The following is a 23133-nucleotide window of genomic DNA, read 5'->3' as shown; positions in this document are numbered from 1 at the left end:
AGATTTCCCGGCGGGTCTGCTTGCGCTTACCAAGGCCCTCGGCGTCACCAAACGTCAGTTGCATGGATCACTCCTCAACGTAGGTGTGTAGTGTCGCGCATCTGGGGGCGTTGTTCAGAGCTTCCCTAAGGCTTCTCTGCGGCGTGGAGCGTTTCGTGTGCCGCACGCATTGGGCCATAATTGTTCGCTTGACCGAGGGTGTAATGGTCGGGTGGGTAATACGCCGGAACCGCATCGAGCGCGGCGATATCGCATCTCCTGTCCGGTTGGATCGGCGCACGGCTTCGCGCCGACCGTCTATTACTCACCCGCCCTGTTTTCCTGCCGACTCGGGTAGCGGGGTGCAGGGGCGGAGTATCTACGGATAACACATCACCACCAAGTGGAGTTGCCCATGTCATCCAGTCGCCTGGACCTGCCAGAACGATACCGTTTGCATGCGTTATATGAAACCGGCATGTCGATACGGGCCATCGCCAGTGTGTTGGAGCGCGCGCCCAGCACGATCAGCCGCGAACTGCGCCGCAACCAGCTCGCTCGGCAGTATCTGCCAGATCACGCGCAGCGCATCAGCGAGCATCGGCGCACGCAGGCAAGCCAGCGTCCACGCATCGACGCTGAGCGCATGGCCCAGATTAAGGTCCTGCTGAGCGAGGATTTCAGTCCAGAACAGATTTCCGGTCGCACCGGCTTGGCCAGTCACGAATGGATCTATCGGCACATCTATGCCGACCAGAAGCGTGGTGGAGCAGCGAAGCCGCATCGGCGACTGGGAGCTGGATACCATCCGGGCCTCACACGGAAAGGCGGTGGTGGTCAGCATGACCGAACGCCGCAGTCGCCTGTATCTGCTTGGCCTACTTGCCTGACGACACCGCCTAGAACGTGCGCAGCGCCATCGTTCAGCGGCTGGGTAGCCTACGCTATACAGTGCACACCCTCACCGCCGACAATGGCAAGGAGTTCGCTGATCATCGCCTCATTGCTGCCTGCTTGCAGAGCGATGTCTATTTTGCAGATCCGTACTGCGCATAGCAACGAGGAAGCAACGAAAATGCCAACGGGTTGACCCGCCAGTACTTGCCACGACAGACCGATGCTCCATCCCGCAGAGTCAGCTCATCGCCGCCATCGTGCTGCTTGATCTTCCAAGTGTCGACATCACCGTGCAATGCCTTTCTCGGATTCTCGATCGTCTGGGAGAAAGGCATGACGGGAGCACCCACGCCTACTGAGTAGGCAGGTGAGGTGCAATTTTCCGTCGCAACGACCTCATAGATAATTGACTGTTTCTTTTTCCGGCTTCGACGCGTGATCGATTTCCCACACTTGGTCCGCCTGCGCCTGTTCGCAAGCGCACTCAATAGAGCATGGGCCCGGTCGGCTGGATGATCTTCTTCAAACCGTCTTGCAGCGCTTCGCGGGCCGCTCTGCCCGCCGCATCAATGGCGTTGTCCACCGCCTGGCCGGCCGCGCGCTGCGCGCGCTCCTTGGCGGCGGCGGCCGCCTGCCGTGCGGATTCGACCGCGTCGCCGAGGCGTCCGCCCTGGTACACGGCTTCGTCTACGAGCTGGAGCCTTTCGTGGTCGCGGTCGAACACGCGGCGGTAGTGTCCGGGGCCATTGGCCTCGCGCCGGGTCGCGGTGCCCAGCACATTGCGGACGATCCATCCATCGAAACCGGCACTGGCGCGCAGGTCCGCCGCTTCCTTGTCGGTCATCAGCGGAATCGTGGCGGGATTGCCGTCGTCGTTGGCCTTGGGGTTCTGCGCCAGCACGCGCTGCTCGAAGTGGTTGAGCGCGTAGCGTTCGGCCTGCTGGCGCGCCTGCACCGCACCTTCGAACATGCCGTGTTCGGCGGCGGCATCGGCCGCCTTGAGCAGCGCGGCATGCTGTGCGTTCTTCTTGCGTATCTCGTTGGCGAAGGCGTTCTTGTCCGCCTGCGACACCGGGCCGAGCAGCCAGAAGCCGGCATGCGAGTCGTGCACGAAGTCGTCGAAGAAGCGATCCACCTCGCCCGGAATCGGTGAGGTGTCGTCCACCGCCGCCAGCAGATCGCGCTGCGTCCTGCTGGGGTCGGGCGGCACCTGCACCGTATGCGACATGCCTTGCGAGTAGAAGGTGTAGCTCGATGGCTGGCTAGCCGTGCGCGCATGCGCGATATCGGCCTGCCAGTCCAGATTCCCTTCTTCCAGATCGGTGCGGTCCTGCGCTGTGGCGTGCTGGTAGCTCGCCATCGCACGGAACTGCGCGGTGTCCCGCTTGGACGCGCGCCAGCGCCAGTAGCGCTGCATCTGCTGCTCCATGCGGTTCTCCATCACCCCGCGCTTGGTGCCGGACAGGTTCTCGCCTTTTTCGTTGGCGGGCGTCCAGTCGAGATAGGCGGAGAAAGCGGTTTCGAGAGCAGGGTCAATTTTGAAGTCCCGCTTTGCAGCGGCTTCCAACTCGTCCAGCGGAGAGAGTTTTACACCGTTGTTCGATGCCTCGAAGTACATATCGTTGAGCGGTATCTGCGACATCAGGCTGGATCGCCCGCCGCGCGCCTTGCCCTGGTCGCCCGGCGAGTAGCCACCGCCGATATCCGAGTGCGCACCGGGATAGACGTATTCCTTGGTGTGCGCCGGCCAACTGCCGCCAGCGCGCGCGGTGGACAGCGGGAACGAGCGCCGGATCTCATGCCCGGCCACGTAGTGGACGGCGCCCTCGACCTCGGGGATGCGCATGGTCTTGTTGGCCCAGTCGAACAGGCCGCTGCCAACTGGCGACGAATCCGCCAGCAGCACCGAGGCCACCGTGTCGTAGATGCCGAGGAAGCGCAGATTGACCTCCGCAGGCCCCACCTTGCCGCCGGTCGCCAGCGCCAGCCAGTTGCAGAAGGTGCGTGCCTCGGCCGCACCGCGCGAGAAGCCGAACACCGACAGATGCAGCTTGGTAATCGTCGGCCGCTTGTCGGCCACCTGCTTGAGCAGGCGCCGGTCCAGGTTGCGGAAGATCGATTCCATCTTGCCATCGCCGAGCCGGTACCAGGTGTGCAGGCCGGAGAACACCCCGGTGACCAGGTCCTTGGTTTCTGATTCGTCCAGCAAGTCGAAGCCGTTGACCGAACGGTTGACCGCGTTGTAAAGCCGGGTCAAGGCCCAGTGGATGCGATCCTCGCCGCCACGGGCCATGCTCTTGCCGGTGGTGTCCTCGGCGAGCTCGCCGATTTCCTTGAACTTGGTCCCGACGCCAGGAACGTAATAACGGAAATACTCAACCCTGTCTTCCTTGTGCGCGTCGTAGAGACTGACGATATTGGAGTGCCCCTGCAATGGGCGATCGCGCTCCATATTGTTGTTGGTGCCATCGAAGAAGATCGCCACATGGATCTCGCGCGTGCAACTCAGGCCGTCCACCGACGAGAAGCAGGCCTTGCTGGCGCGCTGGCTCAGTTCGCGCGCGCTGGGCGTGCGCTGGTTGCGCGAGAACTTGCCCGGCAATTCGGTCTTGCCGTCGGCCGCCGCACCGTACTTGTCGTTGTCCCAATGGTCGCCGGGCTTGGCGGTGGGCAGCCATTCGTAGGCGGACGACCAGGTCTTGGACAGATAGGGCTGCTGCGGCGTGTGACGGAAAAGCAGGATCTGGTCGCCATTGGGCAATACGCGCGCGGTCAGCGTCACCCGCTCCCGCGTCTCGAAATACCAGCTGTCCACCGCGCCATCCTGCAGGCGCTTGACCGCGTACCACCCAGGTTTGAAGTCGCTCATGGCTGGTGCTCCGCATCGGTGTGTTCGGATTTTGCGTCCGGCAATATCGGTGGCGGCGGTAGCGGCGGCCAGTTATCGGGTTTGACTGGTGCATCGGGGCCTTTGTAGCCTTTCGATCCGGTCGAGCCGTTCCAGATCAGCAGCCGCACCTTCCCTTCCGGCAGAAAGTGGACATTGAGCGTCGTCCCGGGTTTCTCATAGCGTTCGATGGGGACGACCTTCTCGTGCCAGGTTTCGGTTGGATCGTCACCGCCGGGAATGCCACTGGATGTTGTCCAACGAACTTTGGCGGTCAGGCCAGGGTGCCATTGGCGTGGATAAGTGACGCAGCAGACGAAGCTCCCGCCGCCGCCGTACGGGCGCGAGTTTCCACCCCATTGGCCGTCGATATAGAGCTGGTGAATATAGTCCTGGGTATGGTTGTACGGACTGATGCTCGCTTCGGCAGTTTTGGACGGCTCGGCTTTGCAGGCGGCCAACAGTGAGAGCAGGGTCAGCGCCGCCAGCAAGCGGGCAACGGCACGATAGCTTCTGCTATGAGTTTGGTATTTATCGTGGTGTTGCATCATGTCCTCGTATTGCATTGGCAAAGCAGTGGTGCGTTGGTTGCAGGAATTCAGTGCACCAGAGTGCGCCGCTAGTATGTGGGACGGAAGTACAGGATCTGGTGGCCGTTCGGCAGCATGCGCGCGGTCAGCGTCACCCGCTCCCGCGTCTCGAAATGCCAGCTGTCCACCGCGCCATCCTGCAGGCGCTTGACCGCGTACCACCCAGGTTTGAAGTCGCTCATGGCTGATGCTCCGCATCGGTGTGTTCGGATTTTGGGTCCGGCAATATCGGTGGCGGCGGTAGCGGCGGCAAACCTTCGGGTTTGACTGGTGCATCGGGACCTTTGTAGCCTTTCGATCCGGCCGCGCCGTTCCAGATCAATAGCCGCACCTTCCCTTCCGGCAGAAAATGGACATTGAGCCGCGTCCCGGGTTTCTCATAGCGTTCGATGGGGACGACCTTCTCGTGCCATGTTGGTGTTCCATCATCTCCGCCAGGAATGCCACTCGATGTCGTCCAACGAACCTTGGCGGTCAGTCCTGGGTGCCACTGGCGTGGATAAGTGACACAGCAGACGAAGCTTCCCCCTCCCTCGAATGGATATGAGTTCCCGCCCCACTGTCCATCGATATAGATCTGGTGAATATAGTCCTCGGTATGGTTGTACGGACTGATGCTCGCTTCAGCAGTTTTGGACGGCTCGACTTTGCAGGCGGCCAATAGCGCGACCAGCGCGGCACAACCGAAGGCGCTGCGAAGGCTGTTGTGCGCGCTCATGCGGTCTGCTCGCCGAACGGGCTGCCATCGTGCCGCGGCGGGTCGGCGTCGAGCTGCTCCCACACCTTGCTGTCCCACAGCGGCATGTGCTCGGCCAGCGTGTGCTCGCCGGCCTGCACCACCGCCCAGGTGTCGGCAAGGGCATGCAGACGGTGAAACCCTTCGCCGCAGGTCATGCTGAGCACCACGAATTGCAGGCGGCTGTGCGGATCGCGGACGCGGTAACTGTCCGCGGTCTCCAGGATGGCGCACAGCCGGGCGTGGAACTGGCCGCGCTGCTCGGCGGGAACCAGGCTGGGCGTCTGTTCGAGCAACAGGACGAAGATCGCATCGGCGTCCGACGCCGCGCGCAAGGCGCGGAACTGTGCGGCGCTCAGCCGCAGGTGCGCGGCGCTATCGGCGGCCACACCGCCGGGAGCGGGCTGCCAACGCGCGTAGGCGGCATGGCGGTCGATCCAGCCCCAGTCCTCGATCGCCTGCTGGATGCGGCTGCGCTGCGCGGCATCCAGCTGGCGCAGCAAGCCGGGCAGCACGCGGGTGTCGGCAAAGCGGCAATGCAACGGCTGTTTGCGCTCTTCCACGGCGATCTTGGCCAGAAAGCCGGCCAGCGCCTGCAGCTGTGCCGGTTCCGCCACGCCGTAAAGGAAGCTCAGCGCGGGAGCGCCGGCCGTCCAGTTCAACAGGGTTGCTATCTGCTTCGCGTGCGCCGCCGGCTCGGTGTCCAGCGCCACCAGCCACACGGCATGCTCGGCAAAGGCCGCCAGACTGGAGGCGGCATAGGCGTTGTAGTGCGTCCATCGGTTGCGTTGCATGCGGCGATGCAGCGTGGTGGCATCGAGCAGCGCCAGATCCAGTACGGCCCAGGATGGATGGCTTGCGCAGATCGCCGCGGCGAGCGCCTGCTGTTGCGCGGCATCGGGACGGTCGTAGGCGAAGTCGATGGAATTGCTCATGGTGGCCGCCGCGCTTATTGGAGAACGGCGAACGGCGCGCCGGCACGTGCCGCCTTGAGCATGCACTCCACGCAGACCGACTGCGGGAACAGTGGCAGCGGCGCGCTGCGCTGCACCGGCCCCACGAACGATTTCTTGCTGGCCTGCACGGTGATGGTGCCGGGGCAGGCGAAGGTGATGTTGCCGCCTTCGATGGTCACGCTGGCCCCGCCGGCCACTGCCAGATGGATGGTCTTGCCTGCCGCCAGTTCCACTTCGGCGTTGGCGCTGACCAGCTTCAGTCCTTCTTTCGACTGCACGCGCACTTCGTCCGACTGCGCCTGCACGTCCAGCGCGCCTTCGCCGCTGACGAGGCTCAGGCTGTTGGCTTGCGTTTGCCCGCCGTCCACCGCCGCGGCCAGCACGCCGATCGCCTGGCCGCTGTGCAGGCGCGCGTTACCGGCGATGGCCGCTTCGCTGCCGCCGCCGCTGGCCAGCGTCAGCGTCTCGCCCACGCTCCAGCTCAGGCCCTGCCCGGCCACCACGCCGATCCCCGCCGGTGCGGCCAGGCCCAGCAGCGCATCGCCGGTGTGCGGCACGCGGCCGTCGCCGGGGCTGGCGCTGCGCTCGGCCGCCGCGCCCTTGGCGTCGGCGTAGGCTGTGCCCGGCACCGTGGTCTTCACGCTGGTCAGCAACGCCTGCAGCGGCGCCTGGTCGGGGATCAGTTGCGACTGGTTCGCCTTCTTTGCCCCTTCGTGCGCGGCCAGCGTCACCGTCTGGTGCGTGCCCGCCGCCTGCGAGAACGTCTTGCCCAGCGTCTGCAATTGGGTCAGCAGCGCGCTGGGCTGGGTCGCCTCGCCGGCCGGGCCGCCGCTGCATGCATAGCTGCTCAGCCACAACCCCGAGGTGGCCCGCACCGCGCCCCACGCGTCGGTGCGCAGTTCGAAGCCTTCCCCGCGGAAGCTGCCGCGGTAGTTGTCGGCCTGGTGGATCAGGTGCCCCAGGTTCAGCTGCGTGGCCGCCTGTGTGGTCGCAAGTTGCAAGCGCAGTTGCTGGTCGCTGTCGTCGAACACCAGCCGGCTGTGGCCAGCGCCGCCCCATTCCTTGGATTGCACGCCCCACAGCGCGGTGGCGTTGCGGTGGTTGTCCGCGCCGCCGCCGGCGCCGTGCCAGGCCGGGGCGTGGCCGCCGGCCAGGTTGGCCTGCGCGCTGGGTTTGCCGTCGCCGGCCTGGGCATACAGGCGGGTGTCGGCCTCGGCGCTGGTGCCGCCGGGGGTGGCGGGAACGCCGGCTTCGCCCTTGCCGTTGTACAGCGCCCCCAGCACCACCGGACGGTCGATGTCCCCCTCCAGGAAGCCCACCAGCACTTCCTGGCCGACGCGCGGCAGGAACTGGCTGCCCACGCCCGGGCCGGCGTAGCGCTGCGCCACCCGCAGCCACGTGCTGTCCTGCGCGGCCGCGCCGGCGGCCTCGTGCTGGAAGTGGAACCTGACCCGGATCCGGCCCAGCGCGTCGGCATAGACCTCCTGGCTGCCGCCGGTGCTGCCATCGGCGCCGACCACGATGGCGCTCTGGTAGCCCGGCGCGGTCGGCCGCGGGTTCAGCCGCGCCCCGGTGCCGTCGGCCAGTACCGGCCGCCACGGCTGCTGCCGGTCCACCGCCTCGAAGGCGTTGCCGTAGCCCACCGCCTCGGCCTGCGCCCAGGTGCTGCGTGCGGCCACCGCGCTGGCGTCCGGCCACGCCGGCGCGGCGCCCAACTGCGCCTGCAGCGCCGCGCGCACGTCCACCGGCAGGTTGTTGATGCCCGCATGCCACACCCGCGTCAGCAGCAGCTGCGCCGGCGGCGCCTGGCCCTGCTGCGGCGCCTGGGTCAGCGTGAACCAGGTGCCGGCGCGCAGCGTGCGCACCGTGCTGCGGCCCTGCCACGGCGACCACTGCGCCTCCTGCGCTTGCGCCATCAACTCCGCATAGCGGTCCGCTTCCTGCGCGCTGGCGAAGGCGTACATCCCCACCGGCTCGTACACCTCGCGCAGCGATTGTCCGCCGCCGCCGTGCAGCGGCAGTTGCGCGCTGCGCGCCTGGCGCGTCTTGAAGTCTTCGCTGAGCACGGTCAGCCGACCGCTGCCCAGCCGCCGTGTGGCGCCGATCGCCAGCACGCTGTCGGCCGCCTCGGTGGCGTCGCTGCGGTGGTAGCGCAGCCCGCCGCCCTGCGCCGAACTGGGGTCCTGCGGTTGCGCGGCGCTGTCGGCGAACACCACCAGCTGGTGCCCGCATGGCGACGCGTCCGCCTCCTGCAGCCGCCAGCCCAGCCCTTCCTCGGCCAGCAGCCGCTGCACGAAATCCAGGTCGCTCTCGCGGTACTGCACGCAGTAGCTGCGCGGCCGCGCCTGGGCCAGGAACCCGCTCACCTCCTCGCTCCACTGCCAGCTCGCCATCGGCGCGTAGTCGGCAAACACCGCTTCCACGATCTGCACCAGCGTGCGCTCCTGGAACACCCGGCTGTGCCGGCCCTGCGACAACCACCACGTCCACGGCACCAGGCCTACCCGGTAGCGCGCCAGCCCGCCGTCGCTGCCCAGTTCGTACGCTTCGTGGATCAGCCCCGTGCGCGGGCTCTCGCCGCCATCGGCCAGCCGGGTGTACAACGTCGCGCGACGCCCCAGCCACGCCTCCAGCGGCAAGCCCGCCTGCGTGCTCAGCACGTCCACCCACCACACGAACCCCTCGCTCAGGCGTTCCGACCCGCTCCAGCGCTCCACCACCTGGACATCCCCGCCAGGCAGCTGCAAGCGGTATAGGCGACCGCTGTCGGACAGCAAGGCCCCCTGAAACATCAACGCATTCAGTGCTTCCATCACAATACCTCTGTCCCCGGGCCAGACCTCCCCGGACAACATCGTTTCCTGCCCCTGTGGGGCGAATTTAACAGATGCACGCTGCCGTGGGCAGGACCGTCCGCCCTCGCGGCGTACCGTCGGACCGGCACCGTCGGCTCAGTGCTGCTCGGGCAATCCTGGCAGCTCGGACGACGTGCCAGCGTTGTCGCGCGTGTTCTTCTGAACCGCGATCGCCGCGAACAGGCTCAGCGCATAGGCCATTGCTTAGAAGCCTTTTTCGCGCAGGGTCAGCGACGCCCAGCAGCAGCGGCAACCACGACGGGCCGACGAAGGCCACGGACGGCTTGTTGGCAATACGCGTTCGCATGATCACTCTCCTTGGAAAAATGAAGAAGTCCGCTTCCATGACGGGCTTGCGCCAGCTGCATTTTGCCGGCATATCCAATTCGAAAACGCTCCATGGCTTCGGTCGGGCAGCGCTGCGGGGTTTCCCCTGGCACACGGAGGCGCAAGATTAACTGGGCGCGACGAACAATAAACCAGGAGGGCAGCGTGGTCCATGAGTGGATGCCGGCAGGAGGATCTTCGGCAGCAGGGTCGGTGCCGGCTGGTGGCCTGACAGGTCCAAACCATAGGGCAGTTCTTGCGCGCACGCTGTCGTGCCATTGATCGAACTCACTTCTCCCTCTCTGCCTGCACCATGCACGGGCAAGAGGGGCGCGAGCTGCTTGTGGATGGATGCGGCCCTAAGGTTTTGCAGAAAAACCTGACCCGCCGCCGCACCCCAGGCACGCTAGAATTCCCAACGCCCCCTCAACGACGAGAACTGCCATGCTGGATCTGGATGCCCTGCTGGCGCCGATTTCCGACCATCAGCCGGCCGGCGAAGACCTGTCTTTCTCCATCGAGTTCGATCGCATCCAGGAAGCCAGGCGCTCGGACGATCCGACCCTGGACCAGGGCGAGTGGCAGACCGATATCAAGTATGCGGACTGGTCCAGCGTCGCCCGCCAGTGCGGCGATCTGCTGCAGACGCGCACCAAGGATCTGCGCTTGGCCGGCTGGCTGACCGAGGCGATCACCCAGATCGATGGCTTCGCCGGGCTGGCGCTGGGTTACCGGCTGATCGCCGGGCTGTGCGACCGGTACTGGGACGAGGTGCACCCCCTGGTCGTCGACGGCGACCACGAAGAGCGCATCGGCAACCTGAGCTGGCTGCTGACTAATTCGTTGCAGTGGTTGCGTGCGGTGCCGATCGCATCGGGACCGCAAGGCCGTTTCGGTCTCAACGATTTCGAGGCCGCGCATACACGCAGCGCCAATCCCGGATCCGGCGACGAAGAAGGCCAGCCGAGCCTGGAGCTGCTCGAGGCCGCACGGCGCGATACGCCTCACGATTTCTACCGGCAGTTGGTCGATGCGCTACTCAATTGCGCCGAAGCGCTGCAGGCGCTGCAGGCGACGGTGGACGAGCGCCTGGGCATCGACGGACCCAGCTTCAGCGCGGTGCGCGAGCAGGTGGAACATCTGCAACGTACCGTGGCGCGGTTCGCCCGCGATGCCGGGCTGCTGCTGGATGGCGAGGCCGATGCCGGCCACCACGCAATGCCGGACATCGGGTTCGACTCGACCGCGACCAAGGACGCGGCGCCTCCGGCACCCTCGACGCTACGCGAGCCGGGCGGCGCACCGACCACCCGCAAGGAGGCGCTGGCGCAGCTGCGTCGGGTCGCCGAATTCTTCCGGCGTACCGAACCGCACAGCCCCGTCGCCTACCTGGCCGAAAAAGCCGCGCGCTGGGGCGAGATGCCGCTGCACGTGTGGCTGAAGCGGGTGATCAAGGACGACAGCGTGCTCAATCAGATGGAAGAGATGCTGGACGTCAACCAGAACCTGGACCAATAGGTATGAAACCCGCGCCGTCGCCGCGCGCAGCGGGGACGCTTGCCCGGGCGCCTACTGGATCTTGAACTGGATCCGCCGGTTGCGCGCGCGTCCGTCCGGGCTGGTGTTATCGGCCACCGGTTCGTCGGGCCCCTTGCCCTGCACGTTCATGCGCGCGCCGTCGATGCCTTTCTGCACCATGTAGTCCTTCACGGCCTGCGCGCGCGCCTGGCTCAGCGCGAGGTTGCTCTCGCGTTGGCCGACATTGTCGGTGTGGCCGATGATCAGGAAGCGCGCGTCGTTCATCTGCGACATCTTTTCCACCATCTCGTCGAGGATGCTCATGCCCAGCGGCGTCAGCCGTGAGCTGCCGCTTTGGAACTCGATGATGCGGTTGCCCAGGGTCTGGTCCAGCACGCCCTGTTCCGAGCCGCCGAGCTTGAGGCTGTTGGTCACCGTGTAGGAGGTGTTGCTGGCCAGGCTCAGGTCGCTGGCGACCTGTTGCCGCTGCGCTTCGTTGATCACCTGCCCGCTGATTCGCACCGCCTGGCCGTTGACCTCGAGCTTGCCGGCCGAGACGCGCATGAGCCCAGGCGATACCATCTTGGCGACGTACTCGCCCCAGTTCGGCGGCGACGGAATCGATTCGACCTGTACCCGGTCGACGATGCGGGCACTGCCGTAGATGTCCTGCAGTTTCTTCAGGATGCGGGCCTTGGTGGCCTGATCCGGCACCACGCCCTCGACGACCGCCGGGCGTTCGCCGGCACCGCTCGTGGCAGGCGCGGCGACCTGTGCGGACGCGGCGAAGACGGTGATCAGGCCACTCAGGGCGAGGGATTTGGCACTCAGGTGTCGCATGTTCATGTCCCCAGGAAAGTCTCGCCGAACAACTTGCGGGCCGTCTTCAATGCCAGGTCGTCCCGATCCAGATAGCTGGCTAGCTTGTTGAGGTTGTAATCGCTGTGCAGGTAGTCCTCGACCCAATCGGCGTCCTGCACGCGGATGAGGAAATCGCCGGCCTGGCGCGGATCCAGCGCTGCGCGCAGCGCCTGGTGGTCGGCACCGTTGAAGCCGATCAGCATGCGCGGTGCGGCATCGTTGCGAATCAGCACCGCCAGTTCGAAATCGCCGCGCGCAACGAAGCAGGCGACGATGTCCAGCCAGAACGCGGCCAGCAGCGGCCGGTACAGCGCGTCCTGCACCAGCGGAAGCTCCAGCGCCTTGTCCACCGACACGTTGCCGCCAGCGAGGATCGGCTGCAGCAGCAGGCCCAGTGCCGACAGCAGTTTCTTCAACGACACGTCGGGATGGCCGGCCGCGCGCAGCAAAGCCTCGATCGAGCCGACCGTCTGGATATCGAGGAAGTCGTTGAAGGTGGCGTTGTACGCCGACGCGTCGGTGCTCAGCGTGTAGCGGGTGTCGGCGAGCGCGGTGAGCGCCGGGCCGGCGTCGTCGGCGACCACCGCCTGCTTGGCCATCCGCGACAGCCCGGACCAGACCTTGGACATCGCAAGCGGACTGCGGGCGATGAACGACAGCGGCTCGCTGGCCTCCAGACGGACCGCCGACAGCAACGGGAAGCGGCGCTGCGATGCATCGCGACTGGGCTGGAAATGCCCGCACAACACCATCTTGCTGCGCGAGCCCAGGAACGCGTAGTGGATGTCGGGCGCTTCGTCGTAGAGCCGCTTCCAGTCCGGGTTCTGGCTCAGCAGATCCACGCTCAGGCCCGCCCAGCGGTCGAGCCAGCCGAGCAGTTGATGGTTGTCGGCCGCGCGCACGAAATCGCCGCGGGAAGGTACCTTGCCGAAGTAGGAAACGCCTACACTGACTTCGCGACTCATTGGCCACCTTCTTGTGCGGGTGCACCCGCCGGAACCGGACCGCGCGGCGCAGCGGCCGCTGGCGCATCGGCACCTACGGTTGTCGGGCTACCAGCCACCGTCGCCGGAAGTTGCAGGCCACGCTGCCAGTCGCCGCCCCCGGTAGCCTTGCCGGCACTCTGCACGATGCGCATCTGCACGCTGATGGACACGCCTTGGTCGCTCCAGGTGAAGCGACGGGTGGCATCGTCCACGGGTTCCTGGGCGGCTGCCTTGATCAAGCGGCTAAGGCCATTGTCGCCAGGCGCATTGAACATCTCGACACTGCGCCCGTCGCTGGTGACCGCGGTGATCTTGGCACCGGGCACCGCACCGGCGTTCGGCCACTGCATGGTCATCCACTGCGGCGGGGTGTTGCGGTAGCGCAGCGTCTGGCCAGAGATGTCGATGGTGTATTCGATCGCGCCTAACGCCGGCGTCGGCAGGATCTCGAAGATGCTGACGTCCTTGGCCACCGCGCCGGACTGGCCGCTGACCCAGTTGCCATAGTTGGCCACCAGTTCGCTGGACAAGGCGATGCCGATGCCCGCCCAACGCCGCGATTCGAGCAGGTTGCCGCGCTGTATCACCAAGGTGCCAAGTGCGTCCTTGTTGAACGCGGCGATCGCGCCGCTGGCGCCAAAGATCGCAGCCACGTCGCCGGGGGCGGCATCCACGTCCGTGTTGAGGTTGAACGGATAGCGCTGGCCGATGCCGTTACGGAACGGTTCGTAGACCTGCGCCGCCCACACCCGGTTGATCTCGTTCTCGGTCGGCGGCACCAGCGCGGCGAAGGTCTGGGTCAACGGACGCAGCAACAGCGGACGCATCGCGTCGCGCTGGGTTTCATCCAGCCCGGTCAGCATCTGCTCGTCCACCAGGGTCAGCGCGGCGCTGAGTTCGGAGCCTTCGTTGCTGAAGGTGTCCTGCATCAGCTTGCGCGCGCCGACGCCGATCTGGCCCTGGTTCTTGATCGCGTTCATGCGCGTGCGCAACTTGGCCAACTTGTCGAAGTAGGCATCGATGACCGCCGGCTCGTCCTTGCGCTTGGTCATCAGCCGCGCCAGGCCCTCGAAGGTCTTGCCGATCGGGCCGACCGGCTGCTGCTCAGCCTTGCGGGCGTCGGCCGGATCGCTGCGCAGGATCACCCGCTGGAACCAGGCGACGGCCCCGCCGGACGCCTTCTTCGATAAGGCTTCGGCCATCGGGTTGTCCCAGATGGTCTGCTCGTTGATCTTTTCCAGCAGCTTGCGCAACGGCGAGTTGGCCGGATCGCCGATGCGGTTCATCCGCGACAGCGCCTGGTCGAAGCCCTGGAAGGGCGCCACGCTGACGCCCTGGATGAACTTGCGCCACTCCTTGGCGTATTCCTGCTTGTACGCCGTCACCAGCTCGCGCGCGATGTGCTCCGGGCTGCCGGCCAGCGACAGGTCGCTCTGCTCGCTCGTGTCCAGGACCCAGTCGGTGGTGCTGAGCTGCGTGTTGGCCGCTTCCTTGATCGCGTCCTTGACGTATTCTTCCCATGCCTCGCGCGAGAACGCGCCGGAAATGGCGTAGCTGCCGGTGATCGCGCCGCTGTTGGCTTCCTCGCCGATCAGCGCGTTGACCGTCACCGTGGGGAAGCGCGCCGCCGCGCGCGCCTTGATCTGCGCGAACACCCGCTGCATCGCCGGCTGGCCCTTCATTACCCGGGTCAGCGCCTCACGGCTGTCGTTGACCAGGGTGACCTTGGTCTGCACCTGCGGCCACTGCGGATCTTCGGCCTGGGCGACGTAGAACGTCATCAGTTTCTCGGCCGCGCGGGTCATCTCCTCGCGGGTCATCTGGCCGCGATTGGCGTCCAGCCAGCCGCGCCAGAACAGGGTCAGCTGCTGCGTCAGGTGCGCGCTCTCCACGTGCTTGCGGTTGCCCAGCATCAAGTAGGTCTTCAGCGCGTTGTAGGCGTCGTTGGTATCGGTCGGCGACGCGTCCTGATACAGCACGCTGTCCTGCTGCGCGGCCTGCTGCAGGCCGGCCGACTTGCCGAGCCTGTCGCGCTCGCTGACCACTTGCCCCAGGAACGACTCCAGATTGGCCGTGGTCGGCTCGAGCATCACCTGGCGCATGCCGTTGTAGTACTCGGCCAGCAGCTTCTTGCGGATGTTGCCGCCCTGGTACAGGCCCAGCCCGGAGGTGATGCCGCCCTTTTGCTTGTAGCGGTCCAGCTGCTCGAGCCGATCCTGCAACAGCAGCAACGCGTCGATGCGCGATTGCAAGTCGACCCGGTTGGCCTGCACGCGCACGGCCTGGTCCAGATCCTTGGTGGCGTTGTTCACCAGTTGCACGTTGGTGGTGTACGACCAGGCCCACAGACCCAGCGCCAACGCCAGCACGGCGACGCCACCGAGGAAGACACCGTAGCGCAGGCGGTTCTGGTGCGGGCTGGAGTACTGCCGGACGAGCTGTTTGTCGGCGAAGATGACCTTGCGGAACAGGTCTTTCAGGAAGTAAGCGGTCTGTCCCGACGGCACCGCTTCGCCGGGCTGCGCAAGCGCCTGCAGCGCGAACTGGCGGCTCACGCGCTCGGAGGCGTGGTGCACGGAATGGCCTTCCTGCAACGCGCTGCTGAAGTAGAAACCGCGGAACACCGGCTTGAACTGATAGGGGTTTTCTTCGAACAGCGTGGCGATGAAGGTGCGCAGCGCCGGTTTGATGCCGACGAACTCCAGCGGCAGTGTCAGCAGGCCCGGCGACACCTGACGCCCACGCTGCATCGCCATGTGCGCCAGGCTCATTTCCTTGAGGCCTTCGGCCAGTTCGTCGAAATGAGTGTCGAACGCGGCCAGCGCATCGGTATTGGCGGTCGGATCATAGGGCAGGGTCGCACCCCACACGTTCTCGCGCTCGGACGGATCCAGATTGTGGAAGAATTCGGAGAAGCCGGCGATCAGGTCGGCCTTGGTGAACACCACGTATACCGGCGCGAACACTTCCAGGCGCTCGGTGATTTCCTGCACGCGCTGGCGCAGGTTCTTGGCCAGCTCGATCGCGAACTCGGGCTTGCTACCGGACAGTTCGGCGATGCTGGCGGCGATGATGATGCCGTTGATCGGCGCGCGTGGCCGGTGCTTTTTCAGCAGCGCGAGAAAGGTGAGCCATTCCAGGCGGTCTTCGACACTGACCGAATACCGACCGGCGGTATCGAGCACGATACCGGTCGTGGTGAAGTACCAATCACAATTGCGCGTGCCACCGATGCCCTGGATCACGTTGCCGCGATTGTCCTCGAACGGGAACTGCAACCCGGAATTGAGGATCGCGGTGCTCTTGCCAGCCGCCGGATTGCCGATGATCACGTACCACGGCAGTTCGTACAGCGCCGCCTTGCCCTTGAGCACGCCGAGGCGCGAGGACTTGATCGCCTTGACCGCCTCGAACATGCGCGAGCGCAGCGCTTCGGTGTCGGCGCGAGTAGCCGGTTGCGCGGCCGCGACCGCGCGGTCGGCTTCGCCTTGCACCATCGCATCCAGGCTGCGCGCGGCGCGGCGCGCCATGATCCGGCGCACGATCCACACCAGCAGCCATATCAACAGGCAAACCGCCAGCGCGACCGCCACCCACAGGCCGATTTCGCGCAAGCCCTCGGCGCCGAAGTAGGCGACTGCGCCCGCGGCGAGCAAGCCTAAAACCATCCAGAGGCGGTAGTCGCGAAGGTAATAACTGAGATTGCTAAACATCGGGCGCTGTTCCGGTTAGGCGGACGCCGGCACGGCGCCGACGTCGGTATCTTGCTGGGGGGAAAGACGATGGCTGACGAGCGTGGCAATACGCAGGCCTGCCTGATCAACGCCCAGCATCAGCACCGCTTGTCGCCCGGCGGCGACATGGGCGTGGGCAAGTGCGAGCATCACCAGCGGTTGCACCGCGGCCAGATCGCCGGTGGTGGCGGCCAGCGGCAGGCACTGCAAGGCGGTGTCCAGATGCGGGCAGGCCAGCGCGGCAGCGGCAGCGGCTTCGGCCGCCAGGTTGGCACGGTGGTCGGCGTCGCTGAGCACCAGGTCCACTTGCGTGGGAGCGAGCGCGGCGCGCTGCAGCGTCTGCGCCGCCAGCTCTCCGGTCAAGCGCGCACTGGTCTTGGCGCCGCTGTCCAACGGCATGCCTACGCGCTGCAGCGGATGCAGCAGCACGTCGCCGGACGCGCCCGGCCCGCTCGCCAGCAAGATTCCGCTGGCGCCCTCGCCGGGTACGCGTCCGTCGGGCGAACGGCGCGTCATCAGCCGCCCGCTTTCGAGCATCTGCTCGATCTGCGCCTGATCGATCGTCGAATGGCAGGCCATGATCAACTGCCAGCCGTCCACCGCCGACTCCGCGCCACGCGCCAGTCCTTGCAGCCGCGACCATGCATCGTCGGCACCCGCCATCGGGATGACCTCCACCCCGAAGCGGCGCGGATCCAGGCCGTGTTCGCTGGCGGACTCCAGCATCCAGTCGCCCAGCGCCTGGTGCAGCGACGCGGGCCAGTCCGCGGGCAGCCACAGCTCAATGCGCAGCACGTTCTGCACCTGCGCCTCGACCCGGTGACGCAGCCCGGCCACCACTCGGTCCTGGGCCTCGGGCAGCGGCGGCAGCGCCTGCGCAGCCTCCAGCAACAGCGCCTCGGCGATCGGTTCGAGCAGAGCGATGGCACGCGTGTGATGCTCAAGCGGGCGCTCGTTGGCGCCCGCGTCCGATGTGGCCGAGGCGAGCATCGCCTCGGCCACATCGGACGCGGCCAGGTCCGGCACCTGCACGACAAAAACCGGCAGCCCGTCTCGGTCGCGGAACTGCTTGTGCAGCACAGGCCGCGGCAGATTGCCGCGCAGCGCGAGAATGGCCTGCGGCTGCTGGCCCAGGGCCAAGTTCACCGCACCGGCGAGCAGTGCCGGCCTGGCGCCGGTGGCCGGCGGCGCCTCCAGAGAAGATGAACTCGCAGCGGCCGCTTTGGAATCGCTGTGCTCGACAGCCTTGGCCGCAGCGCTGTCCGCGGCGTCGGTGGCGCGCGACAGCGAGCGCCGGCCCATATCGCGCAGCAGCCAGTTGCCGCCCAGTAGGCTTGCAGGCAGGATGCTCAGATAAGTCAGCATCTCCATGCAGTTGGGCGTGGTGCCGCTGCTGCGCCAATAGAAGATCGAACCACCCCACGCAACACCGAAAGACACGGCCGCAGACAACGCGTTTCGAACAATTCCGGACATTAGCATCCTCGCTCCATGAGTGGATTAGGCATCGACGGGAGCCGAATCACCTTGCCTCGTCATCCTATGCCGGTCGTTCCCTGGGTGGAAATCAGTGCCCCCCCACAGGCGGTCTTGTCGCCGTGCCGAGCCACCGGCTTGCCGTCGATCATCACCGTGGCGTCCCCGCTGGCGATCTCGGTCTGACCGTGCACGTTGCACACCACCTTGTCGCCGATACGCGCCACTGGCTTGCCGTCCACATCGGTTTCGGCCGAACCTGTAACCACGCTCCCGCCATGATCGAGTTGATCGCCCACAAGAATAAAAGGTCGTGACATCAGTATTGCCTCCATGGTATTTGTGCCGGGGCCGGTCCGTCGCCGCCATTCGCCCCCGTGGGACGCGATCGCCGCCACGCAGGAGAAGATAGCAGGAGTTCAGCCACGGCTCACCCTTGGGCCAATTCAGCGCGCTTGGCGGCGCGGGCGCTGCGGCAGGCCTCCAGCTTCTCCAGATGCACGTAGTCCTTGATGCTGCGCCAGCTGCCGCCCCACTCCAGCCCGGCCTGCTGCGCAAGCTCGCCGTAGAGGAAGTAGGCGCGTCTGGTCCACGGATCGCCCACGTCCCACTGCAGCTTGCCGTCGCGCAGCGGCGCGCTGTCCACCGCCAGGCCGTACTGGTGGCAGCTCTGCCAAGAGCCGGCGCGGGTGGCGCGGCCGCCGCCCATCAACTCGGCCTGGCGCTCCGGGCTGCGATAGCCCTCCACCAGCACCATTTCGTAGCCGTACTGGCGACGCATGACCTCGTAGATCGCGAGCACGCGCTGTTGCAGGTCGGCGTCGATGCTTTCCCAGCGCCGGTCCGCGGTGACGATCTCCGGGCGGGTGCGGCGGATCTCCTCGGTGGTGAATACCTGCGGCGGCGGCGGCGGCGGCGGCACCAAGCGTTCGCCGCGCAGCAGCTGCGCCACCATGCTGCTGGATTCATTCATGTCCTCGGCACGGAAATCCTCCAGCGCCACGTTCTGCCGGACCAGCAGGATCACGCTCGGCGGCACCAGCAAGAGCAGCGTCGCGCACAGGATGACCCAGCGATGACGCCGAAAGAAATCCGTCACCCCGCCGATCCCGCCGCGCACCCCCTCGCCGACTCCGCCAGCGCTGCGGCCCACGCGCTGGCCGACCCGCACGGCGCCTTGCCGAAGGCCGCGCAGGCGCTCGCCTAACCAGGCCTGCACCCGCTCCAGCGCCTCCGGAAACAACAGCAGCCAGCAGGCGATAGACACCACCAGCAGGAAGATCACCACGCCCGCAACGACGACTACCACTACATCCCCCTGATTATGCTGCTGATTCCTGTGCGGTTGACGGGCCGGCGCCAAGCACTAGAATGAAGATAGACGAATCCCCGGCGCTCGCCGAACAAGGGCTGGATTGCACTTGAATAATGGCGGATTAAATCGCCCGAGTCTTCTTTCGGGCCAGGGACAGACCCAGCCACCCGGCTCCGGGCGCATTTTGGCCGATATGGAAGGCCGCGCAACCAGCGCGCCGTCCAGCGTCCGTGCCAAGGCGCCTCGGACCCACCCCACCCGCTTGGTTCTGATCGCCGTCCTCGGAGTGGCGCTGCTGGGCGCGGCGTTCACGGCGCTGCGCTGGAATGCCGGACGTGCCGAGGCCGACGCCGAGTTCGACGCCTACACCACCGTGCCGGCAACCGACACAGTCTCTCCGGCCAATCCCGCAACGGCCGCCGGCACCGCCGCCACAACACCGGCGCCGGGCGGCGCAATGATCGTAGACGACAACGCCGTCAGCGATCCGACCCGCGCCGTCGACGGATTGCCCAGCGCCTCATCCGCCAGCACCACCAGCGCCGCGACTGCGCCGGCCAAGCCGGCTGCGGCCGCCTCGCAGCGCAAGCCACGCGCTGCGCCGGCCAACGGCAAGCACGTACAGGACGACAGCAGCGACCTGCTGGCCACACTGATGGGCATCATCAAGCGCGACGAAAAGCCGACGGCAAAACAAGACTCGATTGATTCGCTGATCGCGAAGATCCAGGCCGATGACAGTAAGAACGCGACCGAGACCGACGCGGCATTCGACGCGATCGGCTCGCGCTCGGCGTCGACCAGCTCCAACGTGCAGAGCCAATTGCGCAAATGTCCCGGCGCCAACACGATGGCCGGCCTGGAGTGTCGCAAAAATATCTGCGTAGCGCTCACCGGCAAAGATCCGGCCTGCCCGTCGCACTGACGCGGCGCATCGCAAGCGATTCCTCGCCATTGCAGCCATGGGCGCCACGTCGCTGCGCTATCTTGCGCCGCCACGAGAATGAAACGTCCACTCCAGTTATTTGAAGAGATGACTCTTGCCGAGGACAAAAACTTTGCTTCTTTGCCATCTGAATGGCTGAAGAAAATCGAAAACTGGCTGATGATCAGTTTCTTGATCACGATTCTCGTGATTCTATGTTTTGCAGCGTGGTATCGCTATGGGCCAAATGCGCCAGTCGTGAAGATGATCGGTGCAATGCAGGTTACCAATTAGGTCCTGCTCTTTATTGCACTGCTTTACTTTGTCACCCTCAGCATTGGGCTCTATCAATTCTTTCGGCAACATCGGAGAAAAAGCTTCCTGATTAGCCCTGACTCTCAGCCATGAAAATTGCTCGCTGCACGAACCGGCTCTGGACATGGGTTGGATTGCATCATGGCCGTGGCAAGTCGTTGCAGCATCTCGCGCAAGCGGAATCGACGATTAAAACGATAGGCCGCTTCTCCCAGGTAACGCCTTGCGTATTTGCCTTGCGCGATAGCGTGATACACGCCACTGATGGCGCGTTTGAGATTGCCCAGCACCACGTTGAGCCAACGTGCACCAGCCGTTTCGGTCGCGGCACGACCACCGCCAGTGTCCAGCGTGGTGTGCGCGTGGCCGGCGTCTTCTAGCCGGCGGAAGCAGGCCAGCCCATCGGGGTAGACCTCGCATTCGGGCGCCAGGCGACGGGCAATCCAGTCCTGCAGCGAGGTGTTATCGAAGCTGCGCACCGGCTCGATCACCACAAAGCGCGGCGCGGTGAAGGTGGCATCGGTCTGCACCGCAATCAGGAACGCTTGTTTGTTCTCTGATCCGCGTCCGGCCTTGCCACCGTTACGCTCGCCGCCGAGATAAGCATCGTCGATCTGCACAAAACCCGCCAATTTCCGCGTGGCTTCGCGCTCGGCCATGACCTGCATGATCTTGTGCTTCATCCGCCAGGCGCTCTTGTAGTTCACCCCCAGATGACGCATCAGCTCCAGCGCGGCCATGTTGGTTTTGGTCGAGGTCAGCAGGTGCAAGGCCAGCATCCAGGTGCGCAGCGGCAGTTTGGTGCCTTCGAACATCGTGCCTGCCATCAGACTGGTCTGATGCCGGCACGCGCTGCATTGGGAGTAGATCGCAGCACCCCGCTTGAAACGCGAGCGCACGCGCCCGGCACAAACAGGGCAACGAAAGCCCTGCGGCCAACGCCACTTGTAGAGCGCGCGATAGCACTTGGCATCAGTGCCGTAGGACGCGAAGAACTCAGGCATCGACAATCCAGCCTGGAACTGCACCGCATTGATGCTCATCACGTCACCTCGTTGGCTTCAGATGACAGCAGCATCCACACAGCGCGGCGCAGATCCTGCGACTGATGGCTGAGGGTCAGGGCTAATTAGGAAAAGCTTTGCACTTATATTGAGACGTTTGGAGAGCGATCTTTTGGACGACGCTCAGTTTCTCGTAAGGCTAGCTGAATTTGACAAAATAACCCTTGAGTATGGATTGCTACATTATAAGCATCGCTGGAGTACTGTTGACGGACGAGTCTCGCTTCTGGTCGGTGATATTCGAAAAATCGGAATCTTCCCAGCTTTTGCAGCTGCCGCTACCTCTTGTCACTATCCTAGCCAAGCAAGACAGTATTTTCATGCTGTGGGCGCCCTTGATCCTGGCCTGTTGTTTTTATCTGATCGCTTCTATGCGACCGGTCGACGTGAACGCCCCGATCAGGTGATAGCTCTGCTGGAGTTGGTTATTCGTCACGAGAGAACACGATTTAGCAATAGAGCGCCAGAGCAGCATAGCTCAGGGAACACAATAAACAGCAACGGCTGTTTTAATAACTTTTAACTAAGATTTTTTATTAAATTTAATGAAATGGATTTTTTAACTCGTAATCTTTGAAAGCATAGCTACCTGATTTTCTGGTTTCAATAGTACGGATGTGCTATGGGCAGCCTGAGTCAAGCCCTCTATGTTAATCAAGCAGTTCAGTTCGGGATAGTGAGTGAGTTTAATAAAAATGAGGGCTAAGCAGTCTGCATACCGATTTATCTGATTTCTCAGCGCCATCATAAAAAATATATTTATACTAGATATCCTAGTTTGAGTTGATGCGCATCTCGTCGACATATCATGAATTGCGTCAGGAAAATCATCGCCAACCTACGCGATTATAAGAGCCAGCAACCGGAGCAGCCTAGCCCTCTGCTGCTGGCACAGATGATTGTGACTGTTAAGGAGTCTTGCGGATGGAGCTGCGACATCTGCGCTGCTTTGTGGTATTGGCCGAAGAACTGCACTTCACAAGAGCAGCTGAACGCCTCCATATCGAACAATCTCCTTTATCCAGGACTATCAAGGAACTGGAAGACGACTTGGGCGCTTTACTGTTCAACCGTGATCGAAGAGGAACGCGGCTGACCGATGCCGGCAAAGCATTTCTTCTGGACGTACGCCGTTTATTTACCACTTTGGATCAGGCCCGAGAAAATGTGAAGGCGGTTTCTGCGGGCTTCCGGGTAAGTATGCGGATTGCAGTATCTCACGGAGCGATAGATTCCAGATTGTCTGACCTCCTTGCACGTTGTCGCGAGGAGGAGCCTGATGTTGAAATTCGTCTCACAGAAGTCACGCTCTCTGAGCTCCTCCATGGACTAAGGTCGGGAGACTTCACCATTGGGTTCACACACACAGAAGAGGTTGGCGATGGCATTGTTGCTGAACCCATTTGGCATGCACGAATGGTTGCAGTGATACCAGCCCGTCATCCGCTACTCGCCTTCAAAGAGGTGCCTATCGAAGAACTTCTCCGCGCCCCATTGATCATGTGGAACCACCAAGCCTATGAGGGCTACGATAATGCCTTTACCAAGCTGTTGCGAGGCTTGGATGAGAAACCGAACGTCATCGAGCGCGCAGCTTCGCTCGACGTTATGCTAGCTCTCGTTGCGGCTGGTTACGGGATTGGCCTCGCATCTGGCGCGAAGCTGGAACCGTGCAAGCATTCTGATATCGTCATCCGTCCATTGGCAAATCA

18 protein-coding genes and 2 pseudogenes are annotated in these 23133 nt (G+C 64.4%); 6 read left to right on the top strand and 14 right to left on the bottom strand.

The window, feature by feature from the left end:
• Positions 1-394: 394 nt before the first annotated feature.
• Positions 395-1098 (top strand): annotated as a pseudogene (locus F7R02_RS20650) (IS30 family transposase); the annotation flags it as partial.
• A 262-nt stretch (positions 1099-1360) separates the two neighbouring features.
• Here F7R02_RS20650 and F7R02_RS20645 read toward each other — a convergent pair.
• The 7 genes and pseudogenes from F7R02_RS20645 to F7R02_RS27260 all read right to left on the bottom strand — a co-directional run.
• Positions 1361-3745: a T6SS phospholipase effector Tle1-like catalytic domain-containing protein gene (locus F7R02_RS20645; protein WP_078590136.1), complete on the bottom strand. Its 2385-nt coding sequence runs from the start codon at positions 3743-3745 to the stop codon at positions 1361-1363.
• The gene (locus F7R02_RS20640) at positions 3742-4329 is read right to left on the bottom strand and encodes a DUF3304 domain-containing protein (protein WP_208789127.1); all 588 of its coding nucleotides are present in this window, start codon (positions 4327-4329) and stop codon (positions 3742-3744) included. The genes F7R02_RS20645 and F7R02_RS20640 overlap by 4 nt, the downstream gene beginning before the upstream one ends.
• Before the next feature lie 53 nt (positions 4330-4382).
• Positions 4383-4535 carry a hypothetical protein gene (locus F7R02_RS26500; RefSeq protein ID WP_167521076.1) on the bottom strand — a complete coding sequence of 51 codons (153 nt, stop codon included), beginning with the start codon at positions 4533-4535 and terminating at the stop codon, positions 4383-4385.
• Entirely contained in the window at positions 4532-5071 is a 540-nt protein-coding gene (locus F7R02_RS20635; RefSeq protein ID WP_078590137.1) for a DUF3304 domain-containing protein, read from the bottom strand. The genes F7R02_RS26500 and F7R02_RS20635 overlap by 4 nt, the downstream gene beginning before the upstream one ends.
• Positions 5068-6024: a DUF4123 domain-containing protein gene (locus tag F7R02_RS20630; protein ID WP_078590138.1), complete on the bottom strand. Its 957-nt coding sequence runs from the start codon at positions 6022-6024 to the stop codon at positions 5068-5070. The genes F7R02_RS20635 and F7R02_RS20630 overlap by 4 nt, the downstream gene beginning before the upstream one ends.
• A 14-nt stretch (positions 6025-6038) precedes the next feature.
• A complete protein-coding gene (locus tag F7R02_RS20625; RefSeq protein WP_078590139.1) occupies positions 6039-8858 on the bottom strand; it encodes a type VI secretion system Vgr family protein in 2820 nt (939 codons plus the stop codon).
• 138 nt (positions 8859-8996) lie between these two features.
• A pseudogene (locus F7R02_RS27260) lies at positions 8997-9137 on the bottom strand (YiaA/YiaB family inner membrane protein); the annotation flags it as partial.
• Between the two features lie 534 nt (positions 9138-9671).
• Between F7R02_RS27260 and tssA the strand changes: the two are divergent.
• Positions 9672-10745 (top strand): type VI secretion system protein TssA, encoded by a 1074-nt coding sequence (gene tssA, locus F7R02_RS20620; RefSeq protein ID WP_078590140.1) that lies wholly within the window; start codon positions 9672-9674, stop codon positions 10743-10745.
• A 51-nt stretch (positions 10746-10796) separates the two neighbouring features.
• Here tssA and F7R02_RS20615 read toward each other — a convergent pair whose 3' ends face one another.
• The 6 genes from F7R02_RS20615 to F7R02_RS20590 all read right to left on the bottom strand — a co-directional run bounded on the left by F7R02_RS20615 (position 10797) and on the right by F7R02_RS20590 (position 19111).
• Positions 10797-11591: an OmpA family protein gene (locus F7R02_RS20615; RefSeq protein ID WP_078590141.1), complete on the bottom strand. Its 795-nt coding sequence runs from the start codon at positions 11589-11591 to the stop codon at positions 10797-10799.
• Complete coding sequence (tagF, locus tag F7R02_RS20610; RefSeq protein ID WP_078590142.1) at positions 11588-12571, bottom strand: type VI secretion system-associated protein TagF; 984 nt, start codon at positions 12569-12571, stop codon at positions 11588-11590. The genes F7R02_RS20615 and tagF overlap by 4 nt, the downstream gene beginning before the upstream one ends.
• Entirely contained in the window at positions 12568-16305 is a 3738-nt protein-coding gene (gene tssM, locus F7R02_RS20605; RefSeq protein WP_078590143.1) for a type VI secretion system membrane subunit TssM, read from the bottom strand. Before tssM ends, tagF begins: the two co-directional genes overlap by 4 nt.
• Positions 16306-16320: 15 nt before the next feature.
• Positions 16321-17802, bottom strand: coding sequence for a hypothetical protein (locus F7R02_RS20600; protein WP_078590144.1), 1482 nt, complete (start codon positions 17800-17802; stop codon positions 16321-16323).
• A 59-nt stretch (positions 17803-17861) separates the two neighbouring features.
• A complete protein-coding gene (locus F7R02_RS20595; RefSeq protein ID WP_078590149.1) occupies positions 17862-18122 on the bottom strand; it encodes a PAAR domain-containing protein in 261 nt (86 codons plus the stop codon).
• Between the two features lie 110 nt (positions 18123-18232).
• Positions 18233-19111 (bottom strand): M15 family metallopeptidase, encoded by an 879-nt coding sequence (locus F7R02_RS20590; protein WP_078590145.1) that lies wholly within the window; start codon positions 19109-19111, stop codon positions 18233-18235.
• Positions 19112-19310: 199 nt separating this feature from the next.
• Here F7R02_RS20590 and F7R02_RS20585 point away from each other — a divergent pair, with 199 nt between their 5' ends.
• Both F7R02_RS20585 and F7R02_RS20580 read left to right on the top strand, forming a co-directional pair.
• Entirely contained in the window at positions 19311-20042 is a 732-nt protein-coding gene (locus F7R02_RS20585) for a hypothetical protein (protein ID WP_078590146.1), read from the top strand.
• Between the two features lie 78 nt (positions 20043-20120).
• A complete protein-coding gene (locus F7R02_RS20580; protein WP_235857402.1) occupies positions 20121-20336 on the top strand; it encodes a hypothetical protein in 216 nt (71 codons plus the stop codon).
• Positions 20337-20440: 104 nt separating this feature from the next.
• Here the strand turns inward: F7R02_RS20580 and F7R02_RS20575 are convergent, their stop codons facing one another.
• The gene (locus F7R02_RS20575) at positions 20441-21400 is read right to left on the bottom strand and encodes an IS1595 family transposase (RefSeq protein ID WP_078590147.1); all 960 of its coding nucleotides are present in this window, start codon (positions 21398-21400) and stop codon (positions 20441-20443) included.
• A gap of 133 nt (positions 21401-21533) precedes the next feature.
• Between F7R02_RS20575 and F7R02_RS20570 the strand changes: the two genes are divergently transcribed.
• Positions 21534-21944 (top strand): hypothetical protein, encoded by a 411-nt coding sequence (locus F7R02_RS20570; RefSeq protein ID WP_235857404.1) that lies wholly within the window; start codon positions 21534-21536, stop codon positions 21942-21944.
• A gap of 401 nt (positions 21945-22345) precedes the next feature.
• On the top strand, positions 22346-23133 hold a 788-nt coding region (locus F7R02_RS20565; protein ID WP_151210167.1), incomplete at its 3' end, for a LysR family transcriptional regulator.

Origin of the sequence: Xanthomonas cissicola (assembly GCF_008801575.1) — a bacterium.
Classification (GTDB): Bacteria; Pseudomonadota; Gammaproteobacteria; order Xanthomonadales; family Xanthomonadaceae; genus Xanthomonas; species Xanthomonas cissicola.
Note: the sequence above shows the minus strand (reverse complement) of the source record. Positions and strands in the feature narration are given on the sequence as shown.